Source organism: Actinomadura latina NBRC 106108 (assembly GCF_001552195.1).
GTDB classification, from domain to species: Bacteria; Actinomycetota; Actinomycetes; order Streptosporangiales; family Streptosporangiaceae; genus Spirillospora; species Spirillospora latina.
Genome location: NZ_BCQS01000005.1, coordinates 96,799 through 119,914, shown reverse-complemented (window position 1 = coordinate 119,914; position 23,116 = coordinate 96,799). Strand labels below are relative to the sequence as shown.

The window sequence follows — 23,116 nt, the reverse complement described above, 5'->3', positions numbered from 1 at the left end:
ACGTAGGCGCAGATGAGCGGTGAGAAGACCGGCGTGGTGCCGGAGCACCACCACCAGCACCGCGACGTCACCGGGGGCTGGCTGAGGCCCGCGGTGTTCGGCGCGATGGACGGGCTCGTCTCGAACTTCGCGCTGATCGCGGGTGTCGCGGGCGGCCGGGCCGACCAGAAGGTCGTCCTGCTGGCCGGGCTCGCGGGCCTGGCGGCGGGCGCGTTCTCGATGGCGGCGGGGGAGTACATCTCGGTCGCCTCCCAGGCGGAGCTGGCGGAGGCGGAGATCGAGGTGGAGCGGCTGGAGCTCGCCCGCCACCCGGTCGCCGAGGAGCGCGAACTGGCCGAGGTCTTCGAGGCGCGCGGCGTCGACCCGGAGACGGCCGCCGAGGTCGCCCGGCAGCTGTCCCGCGACCCCGACGAGGCCCTGGAGGTGCACACCAGGGAGGAACTCGGAGTCACGCCCGGCGACCTGCCGTCGCCGGTGCTGGCGGCGGGCTCGTCGTTCCTGTCGTTCGCGGTCGGCGCGGTCCTGCCGGTGCTGCCGTACCTGCTGGGCGCCACCTCGCTGTGGCCCGCGGCGATCGTCGCGGCCCTCGGCCTGTTCCTCGCCGGCGCGCTGGTGTCGCGGATCACCGCCCGGCCCTGGTGGTTCGGCGGGGCGCGGCAGCTGCTGTTCGGCACGGCCGCGGCGGGCATCACCTACGGCGTCGGCGCGCTGATCGGCAGCAATGGCCTCTAGTGTCAACGAATGCGGACGAAAAGCCCCTTTGGTCCCGCGAAGGGCGCCCGGACCGCTAAGCTCCGGGGCGTGATCGAGGCTCGTGACCCAGGTTCCGCCCAGACCGCGCAGCAGGCCGGCGGGGGGGACTTCTGGCCGGCGGAGAAGCCAGGCCGCAAGCTCCCCAGTCCGAAGCTGCTGCTGGCCGCCGCCGCCGCGCTGATCGCGGTGATCGTCGCGGTCGTGGCCGTCGTCCTGCTCACCGGCGGGGGCGACGAGCCGGCGGCGAAGACGGCGGTGCCGACCGCGTACACGCCGGACTACCTCGGCGAGGGCTTCGGCCAGATCGCGTCCCGGTCCGCCGACGCCCGCGCGATCACCGAGGGCGAGGCGTTCTCCGCCAAGGACCTGAAGACCGGCAAGTACGCGTTCACGCTGGCCGCGTCCAAGCTGACCAACGACTGCAAGGCCGGCACGTGGGGGGCCCGCCTGCAGGACGACCTCGCCAAGCACCAGTGCACGCAGCTCGTCCGCGCCGCGTACGTGAGCACCGACAAGAAGCACGTCGGGCAGTTCATCGTGCTGAACATGGCGACCGAGGACGGCGTCAAGCAGGTCCTGCGCGACCTGGACCCGGCGACCGGCGCCGGCTGGGCGGTGCCGCTGAAGGCGCCGGGCGTGCCCGCGTTCGGGCCCGGGTTCAGCGCCGCCTACGCCAAGACCTACGGCCACTACGCCGTGATCACGTGGGTGGAGCGGGCCGGCGGGGCGCAGCCCGCCTCGCTCAACGAGATGATCGACGTGAGCCTGGTCATCGAGAACGCCGCCGACTTCCTCTACGGGCGGCTCGACCTGGCCTCCGGCGGGAAGCCCGGCCAGTGAACGCGCCGCGCACGGGCGTGTCACCGGCCGGCGGGCAGTAGTCTGCGCGCTCGTGGACCCCGATGAGCCCCGCCGCGGCGGCCGCGGGCGAGCGCCGGTGAACCGGCAGGGCCGCGGCCGGCCCGGCCCCCGCAGGACCCCGCCCGCCCGCGCGGGCGGCCCCCGCCGGGGCACCCCGCCCCGCCGCCCCGCACCGCCGAGGGAGCGGCCCGCGCCACCGCCCCCGGCCCAGCCGTACGACGAGGCGCCCTACGGCGAGACGCCGTACGAGGGCGCGCCGTACGCGGGCGCTCCGTACGAGGGAGCGCAGTACGCGGGCGCTCCGTATGAGCGTGCACCGTATGAGGAGGCGTACGACGCCGCCCCGACCCCCGGCCCGCGCGGCAGGAAGCCGGCGAAGTCCGGCAAGCCGAAGAAGCCGGGCGAGGCGAAGAAACCAGGAAAGAAGCCCGGCAAGGCGACACGGCCGGGGGAGGCGCGGAAGGCGGGCGCCTCCGGCAGGGCCGGGCCGAAGCTCTACTTCGGCGCGGCGGCCGTGCTGGCCGTGCTCGTGCTCATCGGGCTCGGCGCCGTGGTCCTGTTGCGCGGCGGGAACGCTCCCGGCGCGGGCCACGCGGTGAACGCGAAGATCGGGACGCCCGCCGGGAACGGTCCCTCGCCGACGTCGTACTCCAGTTCCCCCTCGACGTCGGCGTACGGCGGCATTACCGCCCGCAGCGCGGACCCCGAGCCGCTGACGATCGGGGAGGTCTTCCCGGGCGAGGCGGCCACGCTGTCCGTCCCGAGCGGGAAGGCCAAGGTGAAGCTGCGCGCCAAGCGGCTGGACGGCGACTGCGCGGCCGCCGTGTGGGGCGGCTCCGTGGGCGCCGAGCTGGGCAGGGGCGGCTGCACGCAGGCGGCGCGGGGCATCTACTCCGACACCAGGAACGGGTACGCCCTGGCCGTCGCGGTGTTCAACCTGAACTCCTCGGCGGACGCGGACCGGTTCGTCGCGAAGCTGGAGCACACGATCGGCGCGGGCTTCGTCCTGCCGCTGGCGGCACCGAAGCCGCTGGACGGCTTCGGGCGCGGCTTCGGCATGGCGCGCGGCCTCGCCATGGGCCATTTCGCCATGGTGTCGTGGGTGCAGCGGCTGGACGGCAAGGGCGACCCGACCGACGAGACGCTGCTGTCGCTGCTGATCGAGGGCGGCAAGTCCCCGGCGGTGCTCGGCCGCGCCGCCCGCGCGTCCGACTAGGCGTCCGACTAGGCGCCGGACAGCGGAATTCTCCGGTAGATCACCGACATCTCACCGTAAACATCGCGTCTCGGTGATGATGCTCACCGGGGCCCGCGCGGGGTCCGGCCCAGGTCGACCACTACGCTTGGTCTAAACCACTGTGAGATGACGCACCACCGATCACCACGGAGAAGTTTCGCGATCTGGTGCAGTCGGGCATGATCCCGGCAGTGATGTAATGTCATCTCACCGCAGCAGGGCCAACGTCGTCCCACGACTGCACTGACATCGAAGCAGTGACACGAGACGACGACGGGAGGGTTGATGGCCTCGGCTGCCTACACACCTGCTGCCCGCGTACAGGGCCGCCCTGATTCACAGGGGCTGTACGATCCGGCCAACGAGCACGACGCCTGCGGCGTCGGCATGGTCACCGACATGCACGGCCGTAAAAGCCATGACATCGTCGAGAACGCCCTGACCGTTCTGAAGAACCTCGACCACCGCGGTGCGGTGGGCGCCGAGCCGGACGACGGCGACGGCGTCGGCATCCTCGTCCAGATCCCGGACGCGTTCTTCCGCGAGGTCTGCGACTTCCCGCTCCCCGAGGCCGGCGCCTACGCGGCCGGCATCGCGTTCCTCCCGGCGGACGGCGACGAGCGCGCCGCCACGATCGCCCACGTCGAGACGCTGTGCGTCGAGGAGGGCCTGTCGGTCCTCGGGTGGCGCGAGCTCCCGCACGACCCGCACTTCACCGGCCCGGCCGCGCGCCGCGTCATGCCGCACTTCGCGCAGCTGTTCGTCGCCCCCGCCCCCGGGGGCCCGCACGCGGGCAAGACCGGCCTCGAACTGGACCGCGTCGTGTTCTGCATGCGCGAACGCGCCGAGCAGGACGTCCGGGTGTACTTCCCGAGCCTGTCCAGCCGGACGATCGTGTACAAGGGGATGCTGACGACCCCGCAGCTGGAGCCGTTCTTCCCCGACCTGTCGGACCGCCGCTTCACCAGCGCGATCGCCCTGGTGCACTCGCGGTTCTCGACCAACACGTTCCCGGCCTGGGAGCTGGCCCACCCGTACCGGTTCATCGCCCACAACGGCGAGATCAACACGGTGAAGGGCAACCGGAACTGGATGCGGGCCCGCGAGGCGCTGCTGAAGTCCGACCTGATCCCGGGCGACCTGTCCCGGATCTACCCGGTGATCGACATCGAGGCGTCCGACACCGCCTCGTTCGACGAGTGCCTGGAGATGCTGCACCTCGGCGGCCGGTCGCTGCCGCACGCGGTGCTGATGATGATCCCGGAGGCGTGGGAGAACCACGCCGAGATGGACGCCGACCGCCGCGCGTTCTACGAGTTCCACTCCACGCTGATGGAGGCGTGGGACGGTCCCGCGAGCGTCAGCTTCACCGACGGCACCGTCGTCGGCGCCGTCCTGGACCGCAACGGGCTGCGCCCCGGCCGGTACTGGGTGACCGATGACGGCCTGGTCGTGCTGGCCAGCGAGGCGGGCGTGCTCGACATCCCGGCGAGCAAGGTCGTCCGCAAGGGCCGGCTGCAGCCCGGCAAGATCTTCCTCGTGGACACCGCCGCCGGGCGGATCGTCGAGGACGACGAGGTCAAGGCCGAACTGGCCGCCGAGCACCCGTACGGCGAGTGGCTGCACCAGGGCCTCGTCCGGTTCGAGGAGCTGCCGCGCCGCGAGCGGGAGATCCCGACCCACGAGACGCTGGTCAAGCGGCAGCAGACGTTCGGGTACACGCTGGAAGAGCAGCGGATCATCCTGACGCCGATGGCCAAGAACGGCGCCGAGCCGATCGGGTCGATGGGCACCGACACCCCGATCGCGGTGCTGTCGGAGCGGCCGCGGCTGCTGTTCGACTACTTCAAGCAGCTGTTCGCGCAGGTCACGAACCCGCCGCTGGACGCGATCCGCGAGGAGCTCGTCACCTCGCTGCAGTCCACGCTCGGCCCGGAGGGCAACCTCCTCGAGCCCGGCCCCGACTCGTGCCGGCGGCTCGTCCTGCCGACCCCGATCCTGGACAACGACGAACTGTCCAAGATCATCCACATCAACGACGAGGGGTCGCTGCCGCACCTGGAGGCCCACGTCGTGCAGGGCCTGTACGAGGTGTCCGGCGAGGGGGAGGCCCTCGAAGCCCGCCTGGAGGAGATCAACTCCGAGGTGAGCCGGGCCATCGCCGCCGGCGCCCGCGTCATCGTCCTGTCCGACCGGGGCGCCGACTCGGCCCGCGCCGCGATCCCGTCGCTGCTGCTCACCGGGTCCGTCCACCACCACCTGATCCGGGAGAAGACCCGGACGCAGGTCGGCCTGGTGATCGAGACCGGTGAGGCCCGCGAGTGCCACCACATGGCGCTGCTCATCGGGTACGGCGCGTCCGCGATCAACCCGTACCTGGCGATCGAGACCGTCGAGGACCTGGTCCGCGGCGGCGTGATCGAGGGCCCGGCGCCGGGGGAGGCCGTCCGGAACCTGGTCAAGGCGTACGGCAAGGGCGTCCTGAAGGTCATGTCGAAGATGGGCGTGTCCACGGTCGCGTCCTACACCGGCGCGCAGATCTTCGAGGCGATCGGCCTCGGCGAGGACGTCGTGTCCCGCTGCTTCACCGGCACCACGTCCCGGCTCGGCGGCGTCGGCTTCGACGTGCTGGCCCGCGAGGTCGCGCAGCGGCACGCCCGCGCCTACCCGCCGGGCGGCAACGACCTCGCGCACCGGACGCTCGACGTCGGCGGCGAGTACCAGTGGCGCCGCGAGGGCGAGCCGCACCTGTTCAACCCGGACACGGTGTTCAAGCTCCAGCACGCCACCCGCACCCGCCGCTACGAGATCTTCAAGGAGTACACCTCCCAGGTCGACTCGCAGGCCGAGAGGCTGATGACCCTCCGCGGGCTGTTCAAGCTCAAGGAGGGCGACCGCGAGCCGGTGCCGATCGACGAGGTCGAGCCGGTATCGGAGATCGTCAAGCGGTTCTCCACCGGCGCCATGTCGTACGGCTCCATCTCGGCGGAGGCGCACGAGACCCTCGCGATCGCGATGAACCGCCTCGGCGGCAAGTCCAACACCGGCGAGGGCGGCGAGGACCCGTCCCGCTTCGTCCCGGACGAGAACGGCGACCTGCGGCGCAGCGCCATCAAGCAGGTCGCGTCCGGCCGGTTCGGCGTGACCTCGGAGTACCTCACCAACTCCGACGACATCCAGATCAAGATGGCGCAGGGCGCCAAGCCCGGCGAGGGCGGCCAGCTGCCCGGCCACAAGGTGTACCCGTGGATCGCCAAGACCCGGCACTCTACCCCGGGCGTCGGCCTCATCTCGCCGCCGCCGCACCACGACATCTACTCGATCGAGGACCTGGCGCAGCTCATCCACGACCTGAAGAACGCCAACCCGGCGGCGCGCGTGCACGTCAAGCTCGTCGCCGAGGTCGGGGTCGGCACGGTCGCGGCGGGCGTGTCCAAGGCGCACGCGGACGTGGTGCTCATCTCCGGGCACGACGGCGGCACCGGCGCGTCCCCGCTGACGTCGCTGAAGCACGCCGGCGCCCCCTGGGAGCTGGGCCTCGCCGAGACGCAGCAGACGCTGCTGCTGAACGGGCTGCGCGACCGCATCGTCGTCCAGACCGACGGGCAGATGAAGACCGGCCGCGACGTCGTCGTCGCCGCGCTGCTCGGCGCCGAGGAGTACGGCTTCGCGACCGCGCCGCTGGTGGTGTCGGGCTGCATCATGATGCGGGTCTGCCACCTGGACACCTGCCCGGTCGGCGTCGCCACCCAGAACCCGGTGCTGCGGCAGCGGTTCTCCGGCAAGCCCGAGTTCGTCGTGAACTTCTTCGAGTTCATCGCCGAGGAGGTCCGCGAGTACCTGGCGGCCCTCGGGTTCCGCTCGCTGGAGGAGGCGATCGGGCACGTCGAGATGATCGACGCGCGCGAGGCCGTCGACCACTGGAAGGCGTCCGGCCTGGACCTGGCCCCGATCCTGCACGTCCCCGAGGTGGCGGACGGCGCGTCGCTGCGCTGCACCGCCGAGCAGGACCACGGACTGGAGAAGGCCCTCGACAACACGCTGATCCAGCTCGCCGAGGGCGCGATCGCCTTCGGCGACGCGGTGAAGCTCGAACTGCCTATCCGCAACGTCAACCGGACGGTCGGCACGATGCTCGGCCACGAGGTGACGAAGCGGCACGGCGGGGCCGGCCTGCCCGACGGCACCATCGACGTCACCTTCACCGGCTCGGCGGGCAACTCGTTCGGCGCGTTCGTGCCGCGCGGGGTCACGCTGCGGCTGGTCGGCGACGCCAACGACTACGTCGGCAAGGGCCTGTCCGGCGGGCGGCTCACGCTGCGGCCCCCGGCGGACGCCGGGTTCGCGGCCGAGGAGCAGATCATCGGCGGCAACGTCATCCTGTACGGCGCCACGTCCGGTGAGCTGTTCGCCCGCGGGGTCGTCGGCGAGCGGTTCTGCGTCCGCAACTCCGGCGCCACCGCCGTCGTCGAGGGCGTCGGCGACCACGCCTGCGAGTACATGACCGGCGGCCGCGCCGTCATCCTCGGCCGGACGGGACGCAACCTCGCGGCCGGCATGTCCGGCGGCGTCGCCTACGTCCTGGACCTGGTGCCCGAGCGGGTCAACGGCGAGATGGTAGACCTGGAGCCGCTCGACTCCGGCGACGCCGAGTTCGTCCGGGCGCTCGTCGAGCGGCACCTGGCCGAGACCGGCTCGCAGGTCGCCCGGCGGCTGCTGGACGAATGGGACACCGCGGCCGGCCGCTTCACCAAGATCATGCCGCGTGACTACCGGCGCGTCCTGACCGCCATGGCCGAGGCCGAGGCCGAGGGACGCGACGTCGACGAGGCCGTCATGGCCGCGGCGCAGAGCTGAGAGAGGGGGACTTCCCACATGGCTGACCCGAAGGGATTTCTGACCGTCCGGCGGGAGCTCCCGAAGCGCCGCCCGGTCGACGTGCGGATCCAGAGCTGGTCCGAGGTCTACGAGGACTTCGGCCACGACCGGCTGGAGAAGCAGGCGAGCCGCTGCATGGACTGCGGCATCCCGTTCTGCCACCAGGGCTGCCCGCTCGGCAACCTCATCCCCGAGTGGAACGACCTCGTCTACCGCAAGGACTGGCACGAGGCGATCGAGCGGCTGCACGCCACCAACAACTTCCCGGAGTTCACCGGGAAGCTGTGCCCCGCCCCGTGCGAGAGCGCCTGCGTCCTCGGCATCAACCAGGAGCCGGTGACGATCAAGCGGATCGAGCTCCAGATCGTCGACCGGGCGTTCGAGGAGGGCTGGGTGCGGCCGCAGCCGCCCGCCGTGAAGACCGGCAAGACGGTCGCGGTCGTCGGCTCGGGGCCCGCGGGCCTCGCCGCCGCGCAGCAGCTCACCCGCGCCGGCCACGACGTCACGGTGTACGAGCGCGCCGACCGCGTCGGCGGCCTGCTGCGCTACGGCATCCCCGAGTTCAAGATGGAGAAGCGGCACCTCGACCGGCGCCTCGCCCAGATGCGCGCCGAGGGCACCGCCTTCAAGACCTCGGTGAACGTCGGCGTCGACATCAGCGCCGAGGAGCTGTGCGACCGCTACGACGCGGTCGTCCTGGCCGGCGGCGCCACCGCGTGGCGCGACCTGCCCGTCCCGGGACGCGAGCTCAAGGGCGTCTACCAGGCGATGGAGTACCTGCCGCCGTCCAACAAGGTGCAGGAGGGCGACTACGAGGAGTCGCCGATCTCCGCGAAGGGCAAGCACGTCGTCGTCATCGGCGGCGGCGACACCGGCGCCGACTGCATCGGCACCGCGATCCGCCAGGGCGCCGCGTCGGTCACCCAGCTGGAGATCATGCCGCGTCCGCCGGAGTCCCGGCCGGACACCCAGCCGTGGCCGACGTACCCGATGCTGTTCAAGATGGAGAGCGCCCACGAGGAGCTCGCCGACCAGGGCGGCGACCGCGTCTACGCGGTGTCCACCTCCGAGTTCGCCGGCGACGGGGACGGCAACGTCCGCGCCCTGAGGCTGGTGGAGGTCGGCGGCCCGGAGACCCGGTTCGCGCCGATCGAGGGCACCGAGCGGGAGATCCCCGCCGAGCTGGTCACCCTCGCCATGGGCTTTCTCGGCCCGCAGCGCGAGGGCCTGCTCGACGAGCTCGGCGTGGACCTCGACCAGCGCGGCAACGTGGTCCGCGACGGCGACTACAAGACGTCCGTGGACGGCGTGTACGTCGCGGGCGACATGGGCCGCGGCCAGTCCCTGATCGTCTGGGCGATCGCCGAGGGACGCGCCGCCGCGCGCGGCGTCGACGCGTTCCTCACCGGCCGGACCGACCTGCCGTACCCGATCCCGCCGACGGCGCGGCCGATCGCCTGAGCCCGCGATCGCCCGAGCACGGTGAAGGCCCTGGAGGGACGTCCCTCCAGGGCCTTCTGCCGCCTGCGGTCACCTCGCCGGTGACTCGTACCCCACGCGCCACTTGTGGTCTTGAAGCCGGTCGGCTACCGTCCCGCCAGGGTTCACGCCCGGCGCCCGGACCGTCCCGGCCCGCCGCCGTGGGCCCGCGCTCCCGCACCCCGCAACGCGGGACACCAGGGGCCCGGCCACCCACCGCTGGGGTGGCCGGGCCCACCGCGCCCCGCTCCCGCCTCCCGGACGGCCGTTTTCTCCAAGACCGGCTGGATCCGGCCGTCCTACCGTGGGTGCCATGAAAGTCCTGCACGCACCGGCCTCGCCCGCGCCGAGGCATTCATGCGGCTCAACGGCCGCCAGCCCGTCCCGGCCCAGCACGCCCTCCAGTCGCCCGGCCCGAATGGCGCGGCTTCACCACCGTCGAGCGGCTGCTGACGCTCCGCGCCCACGGCAGGCTCGAGTCCTAGCTCACAGCAGGCCGCGGACGGGCTCGCCCGCCAGGTCCCGCACCTCGTGCGCGAAGTGGGCCTGGTCGGCGTAGCCCGCCGCGTGCGCCGCGCCCGCCCGCGTCTCGCCCGCCCGCAGCAGCGCCAGCGCCCGCTGGAACCGCAGCACCCGCTGGAGCGTCTTCGGCCCGTACCCGAACGCCGCCGCCGAGCGGCGCCGCAGCTGCCGCTCGCCGATGCCCAGGTCGTCCGCCACGTCCCGCACCGAACCCCGGGCCAGCCCCGCGACCACCGCGGGCACCAGCGGATCGGGCGGGCCGATCCGCCGCCGCACCGCCGCGACCAGCGCCGCCCGCCGGTCGCCGGCCGCCGCGACGTCCTCCGCCAGCCGGTCGGCCTCCGCGCCCCACAGCTCGCGCAAGGGGACGCGCCCGTCCCGGACCGCGTCCGCGGGGACGCCCAGCACCGGCGGCGCCGTCCCGGGCCGGAACCGCACCGCCACCAGCACGTCGCCCGGCCGCATCGCCGCGGGGGCCGGGCCGGTGTCCGGCCCCGCCACGAGGATCCCGGCGTCCGACCAGATCAGGTCCACGCAGCCGTCCGGCACCACACGCTGGACGAACGGCTCGGCGCCGGGCGGCAGCGCCGCCGTCCACGCGCAGGCCAGCCCCGGCGCCTGGTACTCGCGATAGCCGGTCGGATTCACCTCTCCTGCATACCACCCGGCTCAGCGGGCAAGAGCCCTGAAAATCACTTAAAGCAGGAGAAATCATGTCGAACGATCTCCAGGGCAAGACCATCGCCTTCCTCTGCGCCCCGGAGGGCACCGAGCAGGTCGAGCTCACCGAGCCCTGGGCGGCCGTCGAGCAGGCCGGCGGCCACCCGCGCCTCGTCTCCACCCAGTCCGGCCGCCTCCAGGCGTTCGACCACCTGGACAAGGGCGACACCTTCCCCGTCGACACCACCGTCGACGTCTCCGAGCACACCGAGTTCGACGGCCTCGTGCTGCCCGGCGGCGTCGCCAACCCCGACTTCCTGCGCACCGACCCGGGCGCGGTCGCGTTCGCCAAGGCCTTCTTCGACGCCGGCAAGCCCGTCGCCGTCATCTGCCACGGGCCGTGGACGCTCGTGGAGGCGGACGTCGTCCGGGGCCGGACCCTCACGTCCTGGCCCAGCCTCCGGACCGATCTGCGCAACGCGGGCGCCACCTGGGTGGACGAGGAGGTGCGGGTGTGCGAGGAGGGGCCCAACGTCCTCGTCAGCAGCCGCAAACCCGACGACCTCAAGGCTTTCTGCCGGGCCGCCGTGGAGGCGTTCAAGGGCTGACCGGGCCACATGTGGTCTAGACCTCTGACCTAGACCATTCGGTGAACCGCGGGCGACCATATCCTGCACGAATATCCGTACCGACAAGTAACTAAGTACGGTTGTGCACGTGACCCGTCGAGCGAAGATCGTCAGCACCATCGGCCCCGCCTGCTCCAGCACCGAGCAGATCCACGCCCTCGTCGACGCCGGCATCGACGTCGCCCGCCTCAACATGAGCCACGGCGACCACGCCGTCCATGAGGAGGTCTACCACCGGATCAGGGCGGCGGCCGACGCCACCGGGCGCGGCGTCGGCATCCTGGCGGACCTGCAAGGCCCCAAGATCCGCATCGGGCGCTTCCCGGACGGGCCCGTGCGCCTCACGCTCGGCGACGAGTTCACCATCACCACCGACGACGTCCCCGGCACCCGCCGCGAGGTGTCCACCACCTACCAGGGCCTGCCGGGCGACGTCAGCCCCGGCGACAGCGTCCTCATCGACGACGGCCGCGTCGCCCTCAAGGTCGTGGACGTCGACGGCATCCGGGTCCGCACCACCGTCACCGTCGGCGGCATGGTCTCCGACAACAAGGGCCTGAACCTCCCCGGCGTCCCCGTCAGCGTCCCCGCCCTCACCGAGAAGGACGAGACCGACCTCCGCTGGGCCCTGCGCCTCGGCGTCGACCTCGTCGCCCTCTCCTTCGTGCGGACCCCCGCCGACGCCGACATCTGCTACCAGATCATGGAGGAGGAGGGCGTCCGCGTCCCGCTCATCGGCAAGATCGAGAAGCCGCAGGCCGTCGAGCGCCTCCCCGAGATCGTCGCCGCCTTCGACGGCATCATGGTCGCCCGCGGCGACCTCGGCGTCGAAATGCCCCTCGAGCAGGTGCCGATCGTCCAGAAGCGCGCCATCGAGCTCTGCCGCGAGAAGGCCCGCCCCGTCATCGTCGCCACCCAGATGCTCGAATCCATGATCTCCGCGCCCCGGCCCACCCGCGCCGAGACCTCCGACGTCGCCAACGCCGTCTTCGAGGGCGCCGACGCGGTCATGCTCTCCGGCGAGACGAGCGTCGGCCAGTACCCCATCGAGTCCGTCCTCACGATGAGCCGCATCGTGCAGACCGCCGAGCAGGCCGCCCTGCACGCCACCCACACGCTGGAGCGCATGCCGGAGACCGTCGGCGGCGCCATCGCCCGCGCCGCCGCCGAGGTCGGCGCCATCGTCGGCGCCGAGGCCCTCGCCGCCTTCACGATGTCGGGCGAGACGGCCCGCCGCCTGTCCCGCTACCGCTCGCCGATCCCGCTGCTGGCGTTCACGTCCGTCCCCGCCGTCCGCGGCCGCCTCGCGCACGTCTGGGGCGTCGAGACCTTCATCGTCCCCCAGGTCGACCACACCGACGCCATGTTCGGCCAGGTCGAGCAGGCCCTCCTCGAACTCGGCCGCGTCCAGAAGGGCGACAAGGTCGTCGTCGTCGCCGGCTCGCCGCCCGGCACCCCCGGCTCCACCAACGCCCTCCGCGTGCACAGCATCGGCGACGCCATCGCCGTCCAGCACTGAGAGACCCGGCACCGGCCACCCGCCCGCCGGGCACCGCGCGACCGCACCCCGCGCGGTGCCCGGCTCTTCCTTTCCCACCGCGCAGGTATCACCACCCGATCTCATTTCCACTTCGCTCCGGAAACCGAGTCAACCCTCCGACCAGGAATGCAACGCGGTCTCAGTACTGAGGCCCCGTGAACTCGTTCCGCGGGACGCCGGCGGACGTTGTCGCGGGTCGTCCATATCCGCACTCTCGCAGCCGGCACTGAAAGTGCGCGGGTTGTCACGGTCGGCGAGCGAGCGTCATCAGCGCATGGTGAGGCGTCAAGTTACGCATGAGGGGGTGGTCTTTCGTCGTTCATGCCATCGTGAAGGGCCTGGGCAGTAGCAGGCCCTGGGTAATCCGAGGTGGATTGGTCGCGATGGCCACCGTGGTTCCGCCGCCATCGCCGCTGGTGCCGGGAGCGGGACTCGAACCCGCACGCCCTTTCGGACAAATTCTTTTGAGGAATTCGCGTCTGCCTATTTCGCCATCCCGGCATCTTATCCGGACATGTACCTTATTGTCCGGTTCGTCGCCCGTGTCTGGGGCGGCTGCGGACCAGGGTAGCGGGTTTCGGTAGGGTCGTGGGCGTGGAGAACGCTCGGCGGGTTGTGATCGCGGAAGACGAGGCCCTGATCCGGCTGGACCTGAAGGAGATGCTTCAGGAGGACGGGTACGAGGTCGTCGGGGAGGCGGGGGACGGCGAGACCGCCGTGCGGCTGGCCGGTGAGCTGAAGCCGGACCTGGTGATCCTCGACGTCAAGATGCCCGTGCTGGACGGGATCTCGGCGGCCGAGCGGATCTCCGCCGACCGGATCGCGCCGGTGGTGATCCTCACCGCGTTCTCCCAGCGCGAGCTCGTCCAGCGGGCGACGGACGCCGGGGCGATGGCCTACCTCGTGAAGCCGTTCACCAAGACGGACCTGGCGCCGGCGATCGAGATGGCGGTGAGCCGGTACACCGAGCTGCGGGCGCTGGAGGCGGAGGTCGCCGGGCTGCAGGACCGGCTGGAGACCCGCAAGGTGGTCGACCGCGCGAAGGGGCTGCTGCAGCAGGCGCACGGCTGGTCCGAGCCCGAGGCGTTCCGCTGGATCCAGAAGACCTCGATGGACCGCCGCCTCACGATGCGGGCCGTCGCCGAGGCGGTCGTCGCGGGCGCGTCCGGCGGCCGGGACGAGCCCGCCGCGGGCTGAGCCTCCCACTACCGCCGTCTGGCGCGTTGTCAAGGGCCAACCATGCGGACCGGCCCGGCCAGATGCCGTCACTCTGTGTAATCGTCCCAGGCAAGTGCGGGTATCGGATGGGCACAGAGGTGTAACGAACTAGTAACCCTTCGAGCCGGGGGTCCTGTTCTGAGGTGGGTCGACGGTGTACGACATAGCTGATCCCCGACTGCCCGTTTTCCGGTTCCTGGTTCTCGGTGTCGGGGCATGTCTCGTACCCGATCCCCTCCCGGATCCGGATGGAAAGGTTGGGCACCTTGCGGCGCAACAAGATGAGGATCACCGGCGCGGTGGCGGTGAGCGCGGCGCTCGCGCTCAGCGCCGTGGCCTGTGGTGGCGACGATAGTGACTCCGGTGGCAGCGGCAACGAGGTCACGATCGGGTTCATGGGCGACCTGACCGGTGAGAACTCGGGCCTGGTGATCCCGCCCAAGCAGGGCGCGCAGCTGGCCATCGAGCAGTACAACGCCACGAACCCCAAGGTCAAGATCAAGTTCAAGACCTATGACAGCCAGGGCAAGCCGGAGCAGGCGACCTCGCTGGCGCTCAACGCGGTCAAGAACGACAAGATCGCCGGCCTGGTCGGCCCGGCGTTCTCGGGCGAGTCCCAGAGCGTCGGCCCGATCCTGGAAGAGGCCAAGATCCCGAGCGTCTCGCCGTCGGCGACGAACATCACGCTGGGCGAGAAGGGCTGGAAGTACTGGCACCGCGTGGTGGCCGACGACGCGGCGCAGAGCGCCGGCGTGGCCACCTTCGCGATGAACTCCGGCGCCAAGAAGGTCTTCCTGGTGTCCGACAACCAGGACTACGGCAAGGGCCTCGCGGACGCCATCGAGAAGGCCGTGAAGGCCAAGGGCGCCCAGACCCAGAACGACGCGGTCGACGACAAGGGCACCGACTACTCCTCGACGGTCAACAAGATCAACGAGTTCAAGCCCGACTTCGTGTACTTCGGCGGCTACTACGCGGTCGCGGGCCGGCTGTTCAAGCAGCTGCGCGAGGGCGGCTACAAGGGCAAGATGATGTCGGGCGACGGCTCGCTCGCCACCGGCCTGATCGAGGGCACCGGCGAGAAGAACGCCCAGGGCACGCTGATCAGCTGCGGCTGCCTCATCGACCCCACGGGCAAGACGAACCCGAAGGCCAAGAAGTTCTCCGACGACTACAAGGCCAAGTTCGGCTCGGACGTCGCGATCTACTCGACGGAGGGCTTCGACGCGGCGACGGCGTTCGTCGAGGCCGTCAAGGCGGGCAAGACCAAGCCCGAGGAGATCAACGAGTTCCTCAAGACGGTCGATGTCCAGGGTGTCGGCAAGCAGATCAAGTTCGCCGAGAACGGCGAGCTGGCCACCGAGGACATCTACATCTACGAGGTGAAGGACAACCAGCTGCCGCTGCTCGGCAAGAGCAGCGAAGCGAAGGTCTCCTAGGCGTCACCAACGCCCCTGACGAGACCCCCTGATGGCGCGGGAGCGGGAGCGCTACAGCGCTCCCGCTCCTTCTCTGATTAAGGCGACCCAAAGGTGCTCGACGACTTCATCAATCAATTCTGGCCGTCGACCATCGACGGCCTGGCGCTCGGCGCGATCTACGCGCTGCTGGCGCTGGGCTACACGATGGTCTACGGCGTGCTGAGGCTGATCAACTTCGCCCATGCCGACATCTTCATGGTCGGCACCTTCGCAGCCCTGTGGACGGTGCGTTCACTGGGCGTCGGCGCCGTGGGCGGCTTCGCGCTGGTAGGGGTGGTGGCGCTGACCGCGGTGGTGGCCGGCGCGGTCACCGCCGGCAGCGCGATGCTGCTGGAGGTGACGGCGTACCGGCCGCTCCGGAAACGGGGCGCGTCCCGGCTGGCGGCCCTAATCTCGGCCATCGGGGCGTCCATCTTCATCCAGCAGCTGTTCGCGACGGTGGCCGTGCGCCATCTGTTCGGAACGTCGAAGGAGGGCGGCAGGCTCCCCGTCGACGAGCACTTCAAGAAGCTCACGAACGTGGTGGACTTCGGCCCGATCCAGATCAGCAACGACAAGCTGATCGTCTTCGTCGGCGCGGTGCTGATGATGGTGGCGCTCGACCAGTTCGTGAACCGGACGAAGCTCGGCCGCGGTATCCGCTCGACGGCGCAGGACCCGGAGACGGCCGTGCTGATGGGCGTCAACATCGACCGCGTCGTGTCGGTGACGTTCGTGGTCGGCGGCGTCATGGCGGGTGTCGCGGCGGCGCTGTACTTCCTGCGATTCGAGCAGACGAACTACTTCGTCGGGTTCCTGCTCGGCATCAAGGCGTTCACGGCTGCCGTCCTCGGCGGGATCGGCAACATCCGCGGCGCTCTCGCCGGCGGTTTCGTGCTCGGGCTGCTCGAGATGTACGGTTCGAGCCTGTTCGGTTCGCAGTGGCGGGACGTGGTCGCGTTCACCGTGCTGATCCTGGTCCTGATGTTCCGTCCCACCGGCATCCTCGGTGAGTCCCTCCAGCAGGCGCGCGCATGAACCTCACGAAGACGATCAACGGCAAAGCGGGCCGGCGCGGTTCCGGCCTCTCCCTCGATCCGCTGCGGAACTGGTGGGCGGGCGCACCCGGCTGGCAGCGCTGGGCGGTGTACGTCCTCCTCGTCATCGGCGCGGTGTTCCTGCCGAGCGAGGCGATCGGCAGCTTCATGGCGCCGAGCGACGCCAGCTGGCCGTCCATGCTCAGCGACCAGATCGCCATCTACGTGCTGCTGGCGCTGGGCCTGAACGTCGTGGTCGGCATGGCCGGCCTGCTGGACCTCGGCTACGTGGCGTTCTACGCGGTCGGCGGCTACACCATCGCGATCTTCGCGGTGCGGTACCACTGGAGCTTCTGGGAGACGCTCGTCCTGGCGATCCTGTTCTCGGCGCTGGCGGGCGTGATCCTGGGTGCGCCCACGCTGCGTCTGCGCGGCGACTACCTGGCGATCGTGACGCTCGGCTTCGGTGAGATCGTCAAGCGGACCGCGAACAACAGCTCGTTCGTGAACGGCCCGCGCGGTGTGCAGGGCATCCCGCACCCGCCGACGCTGTCGGAGTTCGAGATCCTCGGCGTGCAGCCGCTGAAGTACGGCCTGCTGGACACGCGGCCGTACTACTACCTGCTGCTCCTGTTCATCATCATCGCGATCATCTTCGTCCGGCGGCTGGACGCCTCGCGCGTCGGCCGGGCGTGGGCGTCGATCCGCGAGGACGAGGACGCGGCCGAGCTGATGGGCGTCCCGACGTTCAAGTTCAAGCTGGCGGCGTTCGCGATCGGCGCGGCCATCGGCGGCAGCGGCGGCGTCGTGTTCGCCGCGAAGCAGACGTCGATCCTGCCGGCGAACTTCGAGTTCATCGTGTCGGCGCTGATCCTGGCGGCGGTCGTGCTGGGCGGCTCGGGGAACATCCCGGGCGCGATCCTGGGCGCGTTCGTGGTGGCGTGGCTGCCCGAGCGGTTCCGCTTCCTGGACGAGTACCGCATGCTGATCTTCGGCGGCGCGCTCGTGCTGATGATGATCTTCCGTCCGGAGGGACTGTGGCCGTCGCGGCGGCGCAAGGCCGAACTGGCGGAGGGCACCGGCGGCATGGGCAGCATGGGCGCCGAGGTCGCCGGGCCGGGCCAGTCCGAGACCGCGGAGGTGGGCAAGTGAGCGGGACGGACGAGCGCAAGCCGGTCCTGGAGCTGCGCGACATCGTGATGCGGTTCGGCGGCGTCGTGGCGCTGAACAAGGTGGAGATCACCATCCGCGAGGGCGAGATCTTCGCGCTGATCGGCCCGAACGGCGCCGGTAAGACCACGGTGTTCAACGTGACCACCGGCGTCTACAAGCCGACCGAGGGCGAGGTCGTCTTCGACGGCGAGCGCATCGACGGCAAGAAGCGCTACGTCGTGACGAAGCTCGGCGTGGCCCGGACGTTCCAGAACGTGCGGCTGTTCCACAACATGACCGCGCTGGAGAACGTGCTGGTGGGCGCGGACGCGCACCACCGGACGGGCCTGGCGGGCGCCGCGCTGGGCCTGCCGTGGTTCCACCGCGAGGAGCGGCGGGGCCGGGAGCTGGCGCGCGAGCTGCTGGAGCTGGTGGGGATCTCGCACCGGGCCGAGGAGGCCGCGAAGAACCTGCCGTACGGCGACCAGCGGCGGCTGGAGATCGCCCGGGCGCTGGCCACCAAGCCGAAGCTGCTGCTGCTGGACGAGCCGGCGGCGGGCATGAACCCGGCGGAGAAGGTCGCGCTGCAGGACCTGATCCGCAGGATCCGCGACACCGGGGTGACGGTCCTGCTCATCGAGCACGACATGAGCCTGGTGATGGGGATCAGCGACCGGGTCGCGGTGCTGGACTTCGGGCAGAAGATCGCCGACGGCCTCCCGGCCGAGGTGCAGAACGACCCGCGGGTGATCGAGGCGTATCTGGGGGCTCCGGCCGATGCTTCTTGAGATCGAGGACATTCACGTCCACTACGGAAAGATCGCGGCGCTCAAGGGCATCTCGGTGTCCGTGGACGAGGGCGAGATCGTGACGCTGATCGGCGCGAACGGCGCCGGGAAGACGACGACGCTGAAGACGATCTCGGGTCTGCGGAACCTGACGTCCGGAGCGATCACGTTCGACGGCCGGGACATCAGCAGGATGCCGGGCCACAAGCGGGTGTCGGCCGGGATCGGGCAGGCGCCGGAAGGGCGCGGGATCTTCCCCGGGATGACCGTGGAGGAGAACCTCCTGATGGGCGCGTACGCCCGCAAGGACGACGCGTCCAAGGAGCTGGCGGAGGCCTACGAGCTGTTCCCGCGGCTGGCCGAGCGCAAGTCGCAGGCGGGCGGCACGATGTCCGGCGGCGAGCAGCAGATGCTCGCGATCGGGCGGGCGCTGATGGCGAAGCCGAAGGTGCTGCTGCTGGACGAGCCGTCCATGGGCCTCGCGCCGATGCTGGTCCAGCAGATCTTCTCCATCATCGGGGAGATCAACCGGCGCGGCACGACGGTCCTGCTGGTGGAGCAGAACGCCCAGCAGGCGCTGCAGATCGCGCACCGCGCGTACGTGCTGGAGACGGGCCGCGTCGTCAAGGCGGCGCCGGCGGGCGAACTGCTCGACGACCCGCAGGTCCGCGCCGCCTACCTGGGCGGCGAGCTGGGCGAGGCGGCGGCGCCGGACGCGGCGCAGCCCGCCGAGCCCGCCGACGGTACGGAGGAGGCCGGGTAGCGGGATCCGTTTCGCGGTGTGCGCCCGCCGAGCCCGGTTCGCCCTGGGCCGGCGGGCGCGGCCGTGTCCGGGGCCCGTATCCGGGCCCGCCTGTCCGGGGACGTGATCAGGGGAGCGTGATCTCGGCGGGGGCCGGGTCGCTGACGGAGCCGACGGGCGGGGAGCCGTAGAGCCTGACGGCCTTCGTCTTTGCGCCGCGCGGCAGGTCGAACCAGAGATCGAACTCGACGCGCATGAACGAGCCGACGGAGAACCGCTCGGGCTGCCGCTTGATCATGGTGGCGTTGACGTCGGGGGAGTGGGCGCGGCCGTCGGCGGTGACGAGGCGCTGCTTCCAGGTGTCGAAGACCTGGATGTCGCGGCCGGTGTTGACGGCGAGGACCCGGACGCGGGTGAAGGCGCCCTTGGCGTTCATCGCGGCGTGGGTGCCCATGACGTCGGTCATGGCCTCGCTGAAGCCGATGACGGTGAAGCGCATGTCGGCGCTCTGCCCGGTCTTGCCCTGGAGGACGGACTCGCCCTCGCGCGCCTTCTCGGCGGGGATCGTGTAGGTGGGGTCCGACCGGTCGTCTCCGGAGCCGGAGCAGCCCGCGAGGGCGGCCGCGGTGAGGACGGCGGCGAGGACCAGTGCGGTGGCCGGGCGGGTGCGCGTGTCACGGTGGCGCATGATCCGGAACGTACGGCCGATCGGGGGCGGGATGAACCGGCGATTCCGTTTCGCAACCCAACCGCAACCAGTGACGGACCTATGCCGGTGTCGGACGGAGGGGCGCGCCGTCCCCGTGCATTGACCCGGGATCACCTTTGGGGCCGCACGAACCTTCCCCGGCGCGCACGTTGTCTACTCGGTGATCCCGGGCCGTTCTCGTCCACGCTACAGACCACGGGCCGCGCATCGCAAAGAAAGCGCGGATCGCGCCGGTCGGCCGCCGGTGATCAGGCGCCGGTGATCAGGCGCCGGGCGGAGCGTCCCGCAGCATGCAGGTGAGCCGGGCGGTGCAGACCCGCCGGTCCTGCTCGTCGGTGATCACGATGTCGTAGGTGGCGAGCGTGCGCCCGCCGTGCGCGCGGGTCGCCACACCGGTCACGTACCCGCCGGTCGCGGACCGGTGGTGGGTGGCGTTGATCTCGATGCCGACGGCGACGCGGCCCGGACCGGCGTGCAGCGCCGACCCGGTGGAGCCGAGGGTCTCGGCGAGGACGCAGGACGCGCCGCCGTGCAGCAGCCCGTACGGCTGGGTGTTGCCCTTGACCGGCATGCGGCCCACGACGCGCTCGGCCGACACCTCCAGGTACTCGACGCCCATGGCCTTGGCCAGATCGCCGTACCCGTCGAACCCCTCGTCCGAGCCGATCTTCGCGGCCGCTTCCTGCGGGGACATCCCGCTGGTGTCAGTCACTTACGCCTCCACACAACTGTCGTACGCGCAGACTAGAGTCCTGGTGTGGCGACGACACCAGCGACCCCTGACAAGCGTGACCGGCTTCTCCTGCTCGACGGGCATTCCCTGGCCTACCGGGCGTTCTTCGCGCTGCCGGTGGAGAACTTCTCCACCACCGACGGGCAGCCGACCAACGCCGTGTACGGCTTCACCTCGATGCTCATCAACGTGCTCCGCGACGAGCAGCCGACCCACATCGCGGTGGCGTTCGACCGCTCGGAGCCGACGTTCCGGCACGAGCAGTACGTCGAGTACAAGGCGGGGCGGCAGAAGACCCCCGACGAGTTCCGCAGCCAGGTCAGCCTGATCTTCGAGGTGCTGGACGCGCTGCGCATCCCGCGGCTGTCGGTCGCCGGCTTCGAGGCCGACGACATCATCGCCACGCTGTCGGTCCAGGCCACCGCGGCGGGCCTGGACACCCTGATCGTCACCGGCGACCGGGACGCGTTCCAGCTCGTCGACGAGCATGTCACGATCCTCTACCCGGTCCGCGGCGTGTCCGAACTCGCCCGGATGGATCCGGCCGCCGTCGAGGCCAAGTACGGCGTCCCGCCCGAGCGCTACCGGGAACTGGCCGCGCTGGTGGGGGAGAGCAGCGACAACCTGCCCGGCGTGCCCGGTGTCGGCCCGAAGACCGCCGCGAAGTGGCTGACCAAGTACGGCGACCTCGACGCCCTCGTCGCCCGCGTCGGCGAGATCAAGGGCAAGGCCGGCGACAACCTGCGCGAGCACCTCGCCGGGGTGCTGCGCAACCAGCAGCTCAACAAGCTCGACACCGAGGTCGGCCTGGAGCTGACGCCGCCGCAGCTCGTGATGGGCCAGTGGGACCGCGAGGAGATCCACACCCTGTTCGACTCCCTGCAGTTCCGCGTCCTGCGCGAGCGCCTGTACGCGTCGCTGTCGGCGGCCGAGCCCGAGGCCGACGAGGGCTTCGAGGTCGACCTGGACGCGCTGGAGCCCGGCGCGCTCGGCACCTGGCTGGAGGCCAACGCCGGCGACCGGCTCGGCGTCGCCGTCACCGGCACCTGGGGGCGCGGCACCGGCGAGATCACCGCGCTGGCCCTCGCGTCCAAGAAGGGGCCGGCCGTCCACCTCGACCCGGCCGAGCTGATCGAGGACGACGAGCGCGCCCTCGCGGCCTACCTCGCCGACCCGGCGCACCCCAAGGCGGTCCACGAGGCCAAGGGCCCGATGCTGGCGCTCGCCGCGCGCGGCATGCGGCTGGAGGGCGTCACCAGCGACACCGCGCTCGCCGCGTACCTCGCGCTCCCGGGGCAGCGGACCTTCGACCTCGCCGACCTCGTCCTGCGCTACCTGCACCGCGAGCTGCGCAGCGAGACCGAGGACTCGGGGCAGCTCACCCTGGACGGCTCCGGCGAGGAGGAGGCGGCCGAGGCCCTCGCGGTCCGCGCGCGCGCCGTCACCGAACTGGCCGACATCCTCGACCAGGACCTGGAGAAGCGCGGCGCCACCCGCCTGCTCCACGAAGTCGAACTGCCGCTCGTCGGCGTCCTGGCCGACATGGAGCGCGCGGGCATCGCCGTGGACGCCGACCACCTGGCGCACCTATCGGCCTCTCTCGGCGGCCAGGTCAAGGAACAGGAGCAGCTGGCCCACAACGCCGTCGGCCGCGAGTTCAACCTGGGATCGCCCAAACAGGTCCAGCAGGTCCTGTTCGACGAGCTGAACCTCCCCAAGACCAAGCGCACCAAGACGGGCTACACGACCGACTCCGAGGCCCTCACGACCCTCCTGGAGAAGGACGGCCACCCCGTCCTGGAGCACATCCTGCGCTGGCGGGAGGTCGCCAAGCTCAAGAGCATCGTCGACTCCCTCATCCCGATGCTCGACGACGCCGGACGCATCCACACCACGTTCAACCAGATGATCGCCGCGACCGGCCGCCTCTCCTCGACCGACCCGAACCTGCAGAACATCCCGATCCGCACCGCGGAGGGCCGCCAGATCCGCGAGGCGTTCGTCGTCGGCGGCGGCTACGAGTCGCTCCTCACCGCCGACTACTCGCAGATCGAGCTGCGGATCATGGCGCACCTCTCCGAGGACGAGGCGCTCCTGGAGGCGTTCGGCTCCGGCGCCGACTTCCACACCATCACCGCGTCCCGCGTCTTCGGCCTCCCCCCGGAGCAGATCGACTCCGAGCTCCGCGCCCGCATCAAGGCCATGAACTACGGCCTCGCCTACGGCCTGTCCGCCTACGGACTCTCCCAGCAGCTGCGGATCTCCCCGGACGAGGCGCGCGGCCTCATGGAGGAGTACTTCGAGCAGTTCGGCGGCGTCCGCGACTACCTCCGCGACATCGTCGCCAAGGCCCGCCAGGACGGCTACACCCAGACCATCCTCGGCCGCCGCCGCTACCTGCCCGACCTCAACTCCGACAACCGCCAGCGCCGCGAGATGGCCGAGCGCATGGCCCTCAACGCCCCCATCCAGGGCTCCGCCGCCGACATCATCAAGGTCGCCAGCCTCAACGTCGACCGCGCCCTCCGCGCCGCCGGCCTCACGTCCCGCATGCTCCTCCAGGTCCACGACGAACTCGTCTTCGAAGTGGCCGCCGGCGAACTCGACACCCTGAAGACCCTGGTCAGCACCGAAATGGCCGGCGCCTACGCACTACGAGCCCCCCTGAGCGTCTCCATGGGCACCGGCAGGACCTGGCAAGACGCAGCGCACTAGGTC

At 71.0% G+C, this 23,116-nt stretch carries 17 protein-coding genes and 1 tRNA gene; 14 read left to right on the top strand and 4 right to left on the bottom strand.

Annotation, left to right across the window (positions count from 1 at the left end):
* Positions 1-12: 12 nt before the first annotated feature.
* The 5 genes from AL2_RS06850 to AL2_RS06830 all read left to right on the top strand — a co-directional run bounded on the left by AL2_RS06850 (position 13) and on the right by AL2_RS06830 (position 9,190).
* Positions 13-732, top strand: coding sequence for a VIT1/CCC1 transporter family protein (locus AL2_RS06850; protein ID WP_067630987.1), 720 nt, complete (start codon positions 13-15; stop codon positions 730-732).
* 69 nt (positions 733-801) lie between these two features.
* Entirely contained in the window at positions 802-1,593 is a 792-nt protein-coding gene (locus AL2_RS06845) for a hypothetical protein (protein ID WP_067630985.1), read from the top strand.
* A 52-nt stretch (positions 1,594-1,645) separates the two neighbouring features.
* Positions 1,646-2,830: a hypothetical protein gene (locus tag AL2_RS37285; RefSeq protein ID WP_157438046.1), complete on the top strand. Its 1,185-nt coding sequence runs from the start codon at positions 1,646-1,648 to the stop codon at positions 2,828-2,830.
* Positions 2,831-3,136: 306 nt separating this feature from the next.
* Entirely contained in the window at positions 3,137-7,708 is a 4,572-nt protein-coding gene (gltB, locus tag AL2_RS06835; RefSeq protein WP_067630980.1) for a glutamate synthase large subunit, read from the top strand.
* 18 nt (positions 7,709-7,726) lie between these two features.
* The gene (locus AL2_RS06830) at positions 7,727-9,190 is read left to right on the top strand and encodes a glutamate synthase subunit beta (protein WP_067630977.1); all 1,464 of its coding nucleotides are present in this window, start codon (positions 7,727-7,729) and stop codon (positions 9,188-9,190) included.
* Positions 9,191-9,694: 504 nt separating this feature from the next.
* Here the strand turns inward: AL2_RS06830 and AL2_RS06825 are convergent.
* Positions 9,695-10,378 carry a DUF6597 domain-containing transcriptional factor gene (locus AL2_RS06825; protein WP_067630974.1) on the bottom strand — a complete coding sequence of 228 codons (684 nt, stop codon included), beginning with the start codon at positions 10,376-10,378 and terminating at the stop codon, positions 9,695-9,697.
* 65 nt (positions 10,379-10,443) lie between these two features.
* On the opposite strand from AL2_RS06825, the gene AL2_RS06820 reads away from it, so the two are divergent.
* Both AL2_RS06820 and pyk read left to right on the top strand, forming a co-directional pair.
* Positions 10,444-10,998: a type 1 glutamine amidotransferase domain-containing protein gene (locus AL2_RS06820; RefSeq protein ID WP_067630971.1), complete on the top strand. Its 555-nt coding sequence runs from the start codon at positions 10,444-10,446 to the stop codon at positions 10,996-10,998.
* A gap of 109 nt (positions 10,999-11,107) precedes the next feature.
* Complete coding sequence (gene pyk, locus AL2_RS06815; RefSeq protein WP_067632419.1) at positions 11,108-12,538, top strand: pyruvate kinase; 1,431 nt, start codon at positions 11,108-11,110, stop codon at positions 12,536-12,538.
* A 435-nt stretch (positions 12,539-12,973) separates the two neighbouring features.
* On the opposite strand, the gene AL2_RS06810 is transcribed toward pyk, so the two are convergent.
* Positions 12,974-13,060: transfer RNA gene (locus AL2_RS06810), tRNA-Leu, on the bottom strand.
* A 93-nt stretch (positions 13,061-13,153) separates the two neighbouring features.
* Here AL2_RS06810 and AL2_RS06805 point away from each other — a divergent pair.
* The 6 genes from AL2_RS06805 to AL2_RS06780 all read left to right on the top strand — a co-directional run bounded on the left by AL2_RS06805 (position 13,154) and on the right by AL2_RS06780 (position 18,977).
* On the top strand, positions 13,154-13,756 hold the full coding sequence (locus AL2_RS06805; protein ID WP_281181573.1) for an ANTAR domain-containing response regulator: 603 nt from the start codon (positions 13,154-13,156) through the stop codon (positions 13,754-13,756).
* A 287-nt stretch (positions 13,757-14,043) separates the two neighbouring features.
* Entirely contained in the window at positions 14,044-15,216 is a 1,173-nt protein-coding gene (locus AL2_RS06800) for a branched-chain amino acid ABC transporter substrate-binding protein (RefSeq protein WP_210748065.1), read from the top strand.
* Between the two features lie 93 nt (positions 15,217-15,309).
* Positions 15,310-16,275: a branched-chain amino acid ABC transporter permease gene (locus AL2_RS06795; RefSeq protein ID WP_067630965.1), complete on the top strand. Its 966-nt coding sequence runs from the start codon at positions 15,310-15,312 to the stop codon at positions 16,273-16,275.
* A complete protein-coding gene (locus AL2_RS06790) occupies positions 16,272-17,426 on the top strand; it encodes a branched-chain amino acid ABC transporter permease (RefSeq protein WP_083946130.1) in 1,155 nt (384 codons plus the stop codon). Before AL2_RS06795 ends, AL2_RS06790 begins: the two co-directional genes overlap by 4 nt.
* Positions 17,423-18,214 (top strand): ABC transporter ATP-binding protein, encoded by a 792-nt coding sequence (locus tag AL2_RS06785; RefSeq protein WP_439951357.1) that lies wholly within the window; start codon positions 17,423-17,425, stop codon positions 18,212-18,214. Before AL2_RS06790 ends, AL2_RS06785 begins: the two co-directional genes overlap by 4 nt.
* Positions 18,204-18,977 carry an ABC transporter ATP-binding protein gene (locus tag AL2_RS06780; protein WP_067630962.1) on the top strand — a complete coding sequence of 258 codons (774 nt, stop codon included), beginning with the start codon at positions 18,204-18,206 and terminating at the stop codon, positions 18,975-18,977. Before AL2_RS06785 ends, AL2_RS06780 begins: the two co-directional genes overlap by 11 nt.
* Positions 18,978-19,083: 106 nt before the next feature.
* Here AL2_RS06780 and AL2_RS06775 read toward each other — a convergent pair whose 3' ends face one another.
* Positions 19,084-19,644: a DUF4352 domain-containing protein gene (locus AL2_RS06775; protein WP_067630959.1), complete on the bottom strand. Its 561-nt coding sequence runs from the start codon at positions 19,642-19,644 to the stop codon at positions 19,084-19,086.
* Positions 19,645-19,927: 283 nt separating this feature from the next.
* Complete coding sequence (locus AL2_RS06770; RefSeq protein ID WP_067630957.1) at positions 19,928-20,359, bottom strand: PaaI family thioesterase; 432 nt, start codon at positions 20,357-20,359, stop codon at positions 19,928-19,930.
* A 63-nt stretch (positions 20,360-20,422) separates the two neighbouring features.
* On the opposite strand from AL2_RS06770, the gene polA reads away from it, so the two are divergent.
* The gene (polA, locus tag AL2_RS06765) at positions 20,423-23,113 is read left to right on the top strand and encodes a DNA polymerase I (protein ID WP_067630955.1); all 2,691 of its coding nucleotides are present in this window, start codon (positions 20,423-20,425) and stop codon (positions 23,111-23,113) included.
* The last annotated feature ends 3 nt before the right edge of the window (positions 23,114-23,116 follow it).

Excerpts from the sequence above, each read along its gene's own strand:
- gltB (WP_067630980.1), top strand. The coding sequence starts at position 3,137 with ATGGCCTCGGCTGCCTACACACCTGCTGCCCGCGTACAGGGCCGCCCT.
- AL2_RS06830 (WP_067630977.1), top strand. The coding sequence starts at position 7,727 with ATGGCTGACCCGAAGGGATTTCTGACCGTCCGGCGGGAGCTCCCGAAG.
- AL2_RS06790 (WP_083946130.1), top strand. The coding sequence starts at position 16,272 with ATGAACCTCACGAAGACGATCAACGGCAAAGCGGGCCGGCGCGGTTCC.
- AL2_RS06775 (WP_067630959.1), bottom strand. The coding sequence starts at position 19,644 with ATGCGCCACCGTGACACGCGCACCCGCCCGGCCACCGCACTGGTCCTC.
- AL2_RS06780 (WP_067630962.1), top strand. The coding sequence starts at position 18,204 with ATGCTTCTTGAGATCGAGGACATTCACGTCCACTACGGAAAGATCGCG.
- AL2_RS06770 (WP_067630957.1), bottom strand. The coding sequence starts at position 20,359 with ATGTCCCCGCAGGAAGCGGCCGCGAAGATCGGCTCGGACGAGGGGTTC.
- AL2_RS06850 (WP_067630987.1), top strand. The coding sequence starts at position 13 with ATGAGCGGTGAGAAGACCGGCGTGGTGCCGGAGCACCACCACCAGCAC.
- AL2_RS06820 (WP_067630971.1), top strand. The coding sequence starts at position 10,444 with ATGTCGAACGATCTCCAGGGCAAGACCATCGCCTTCCTCTGCGCCCCG.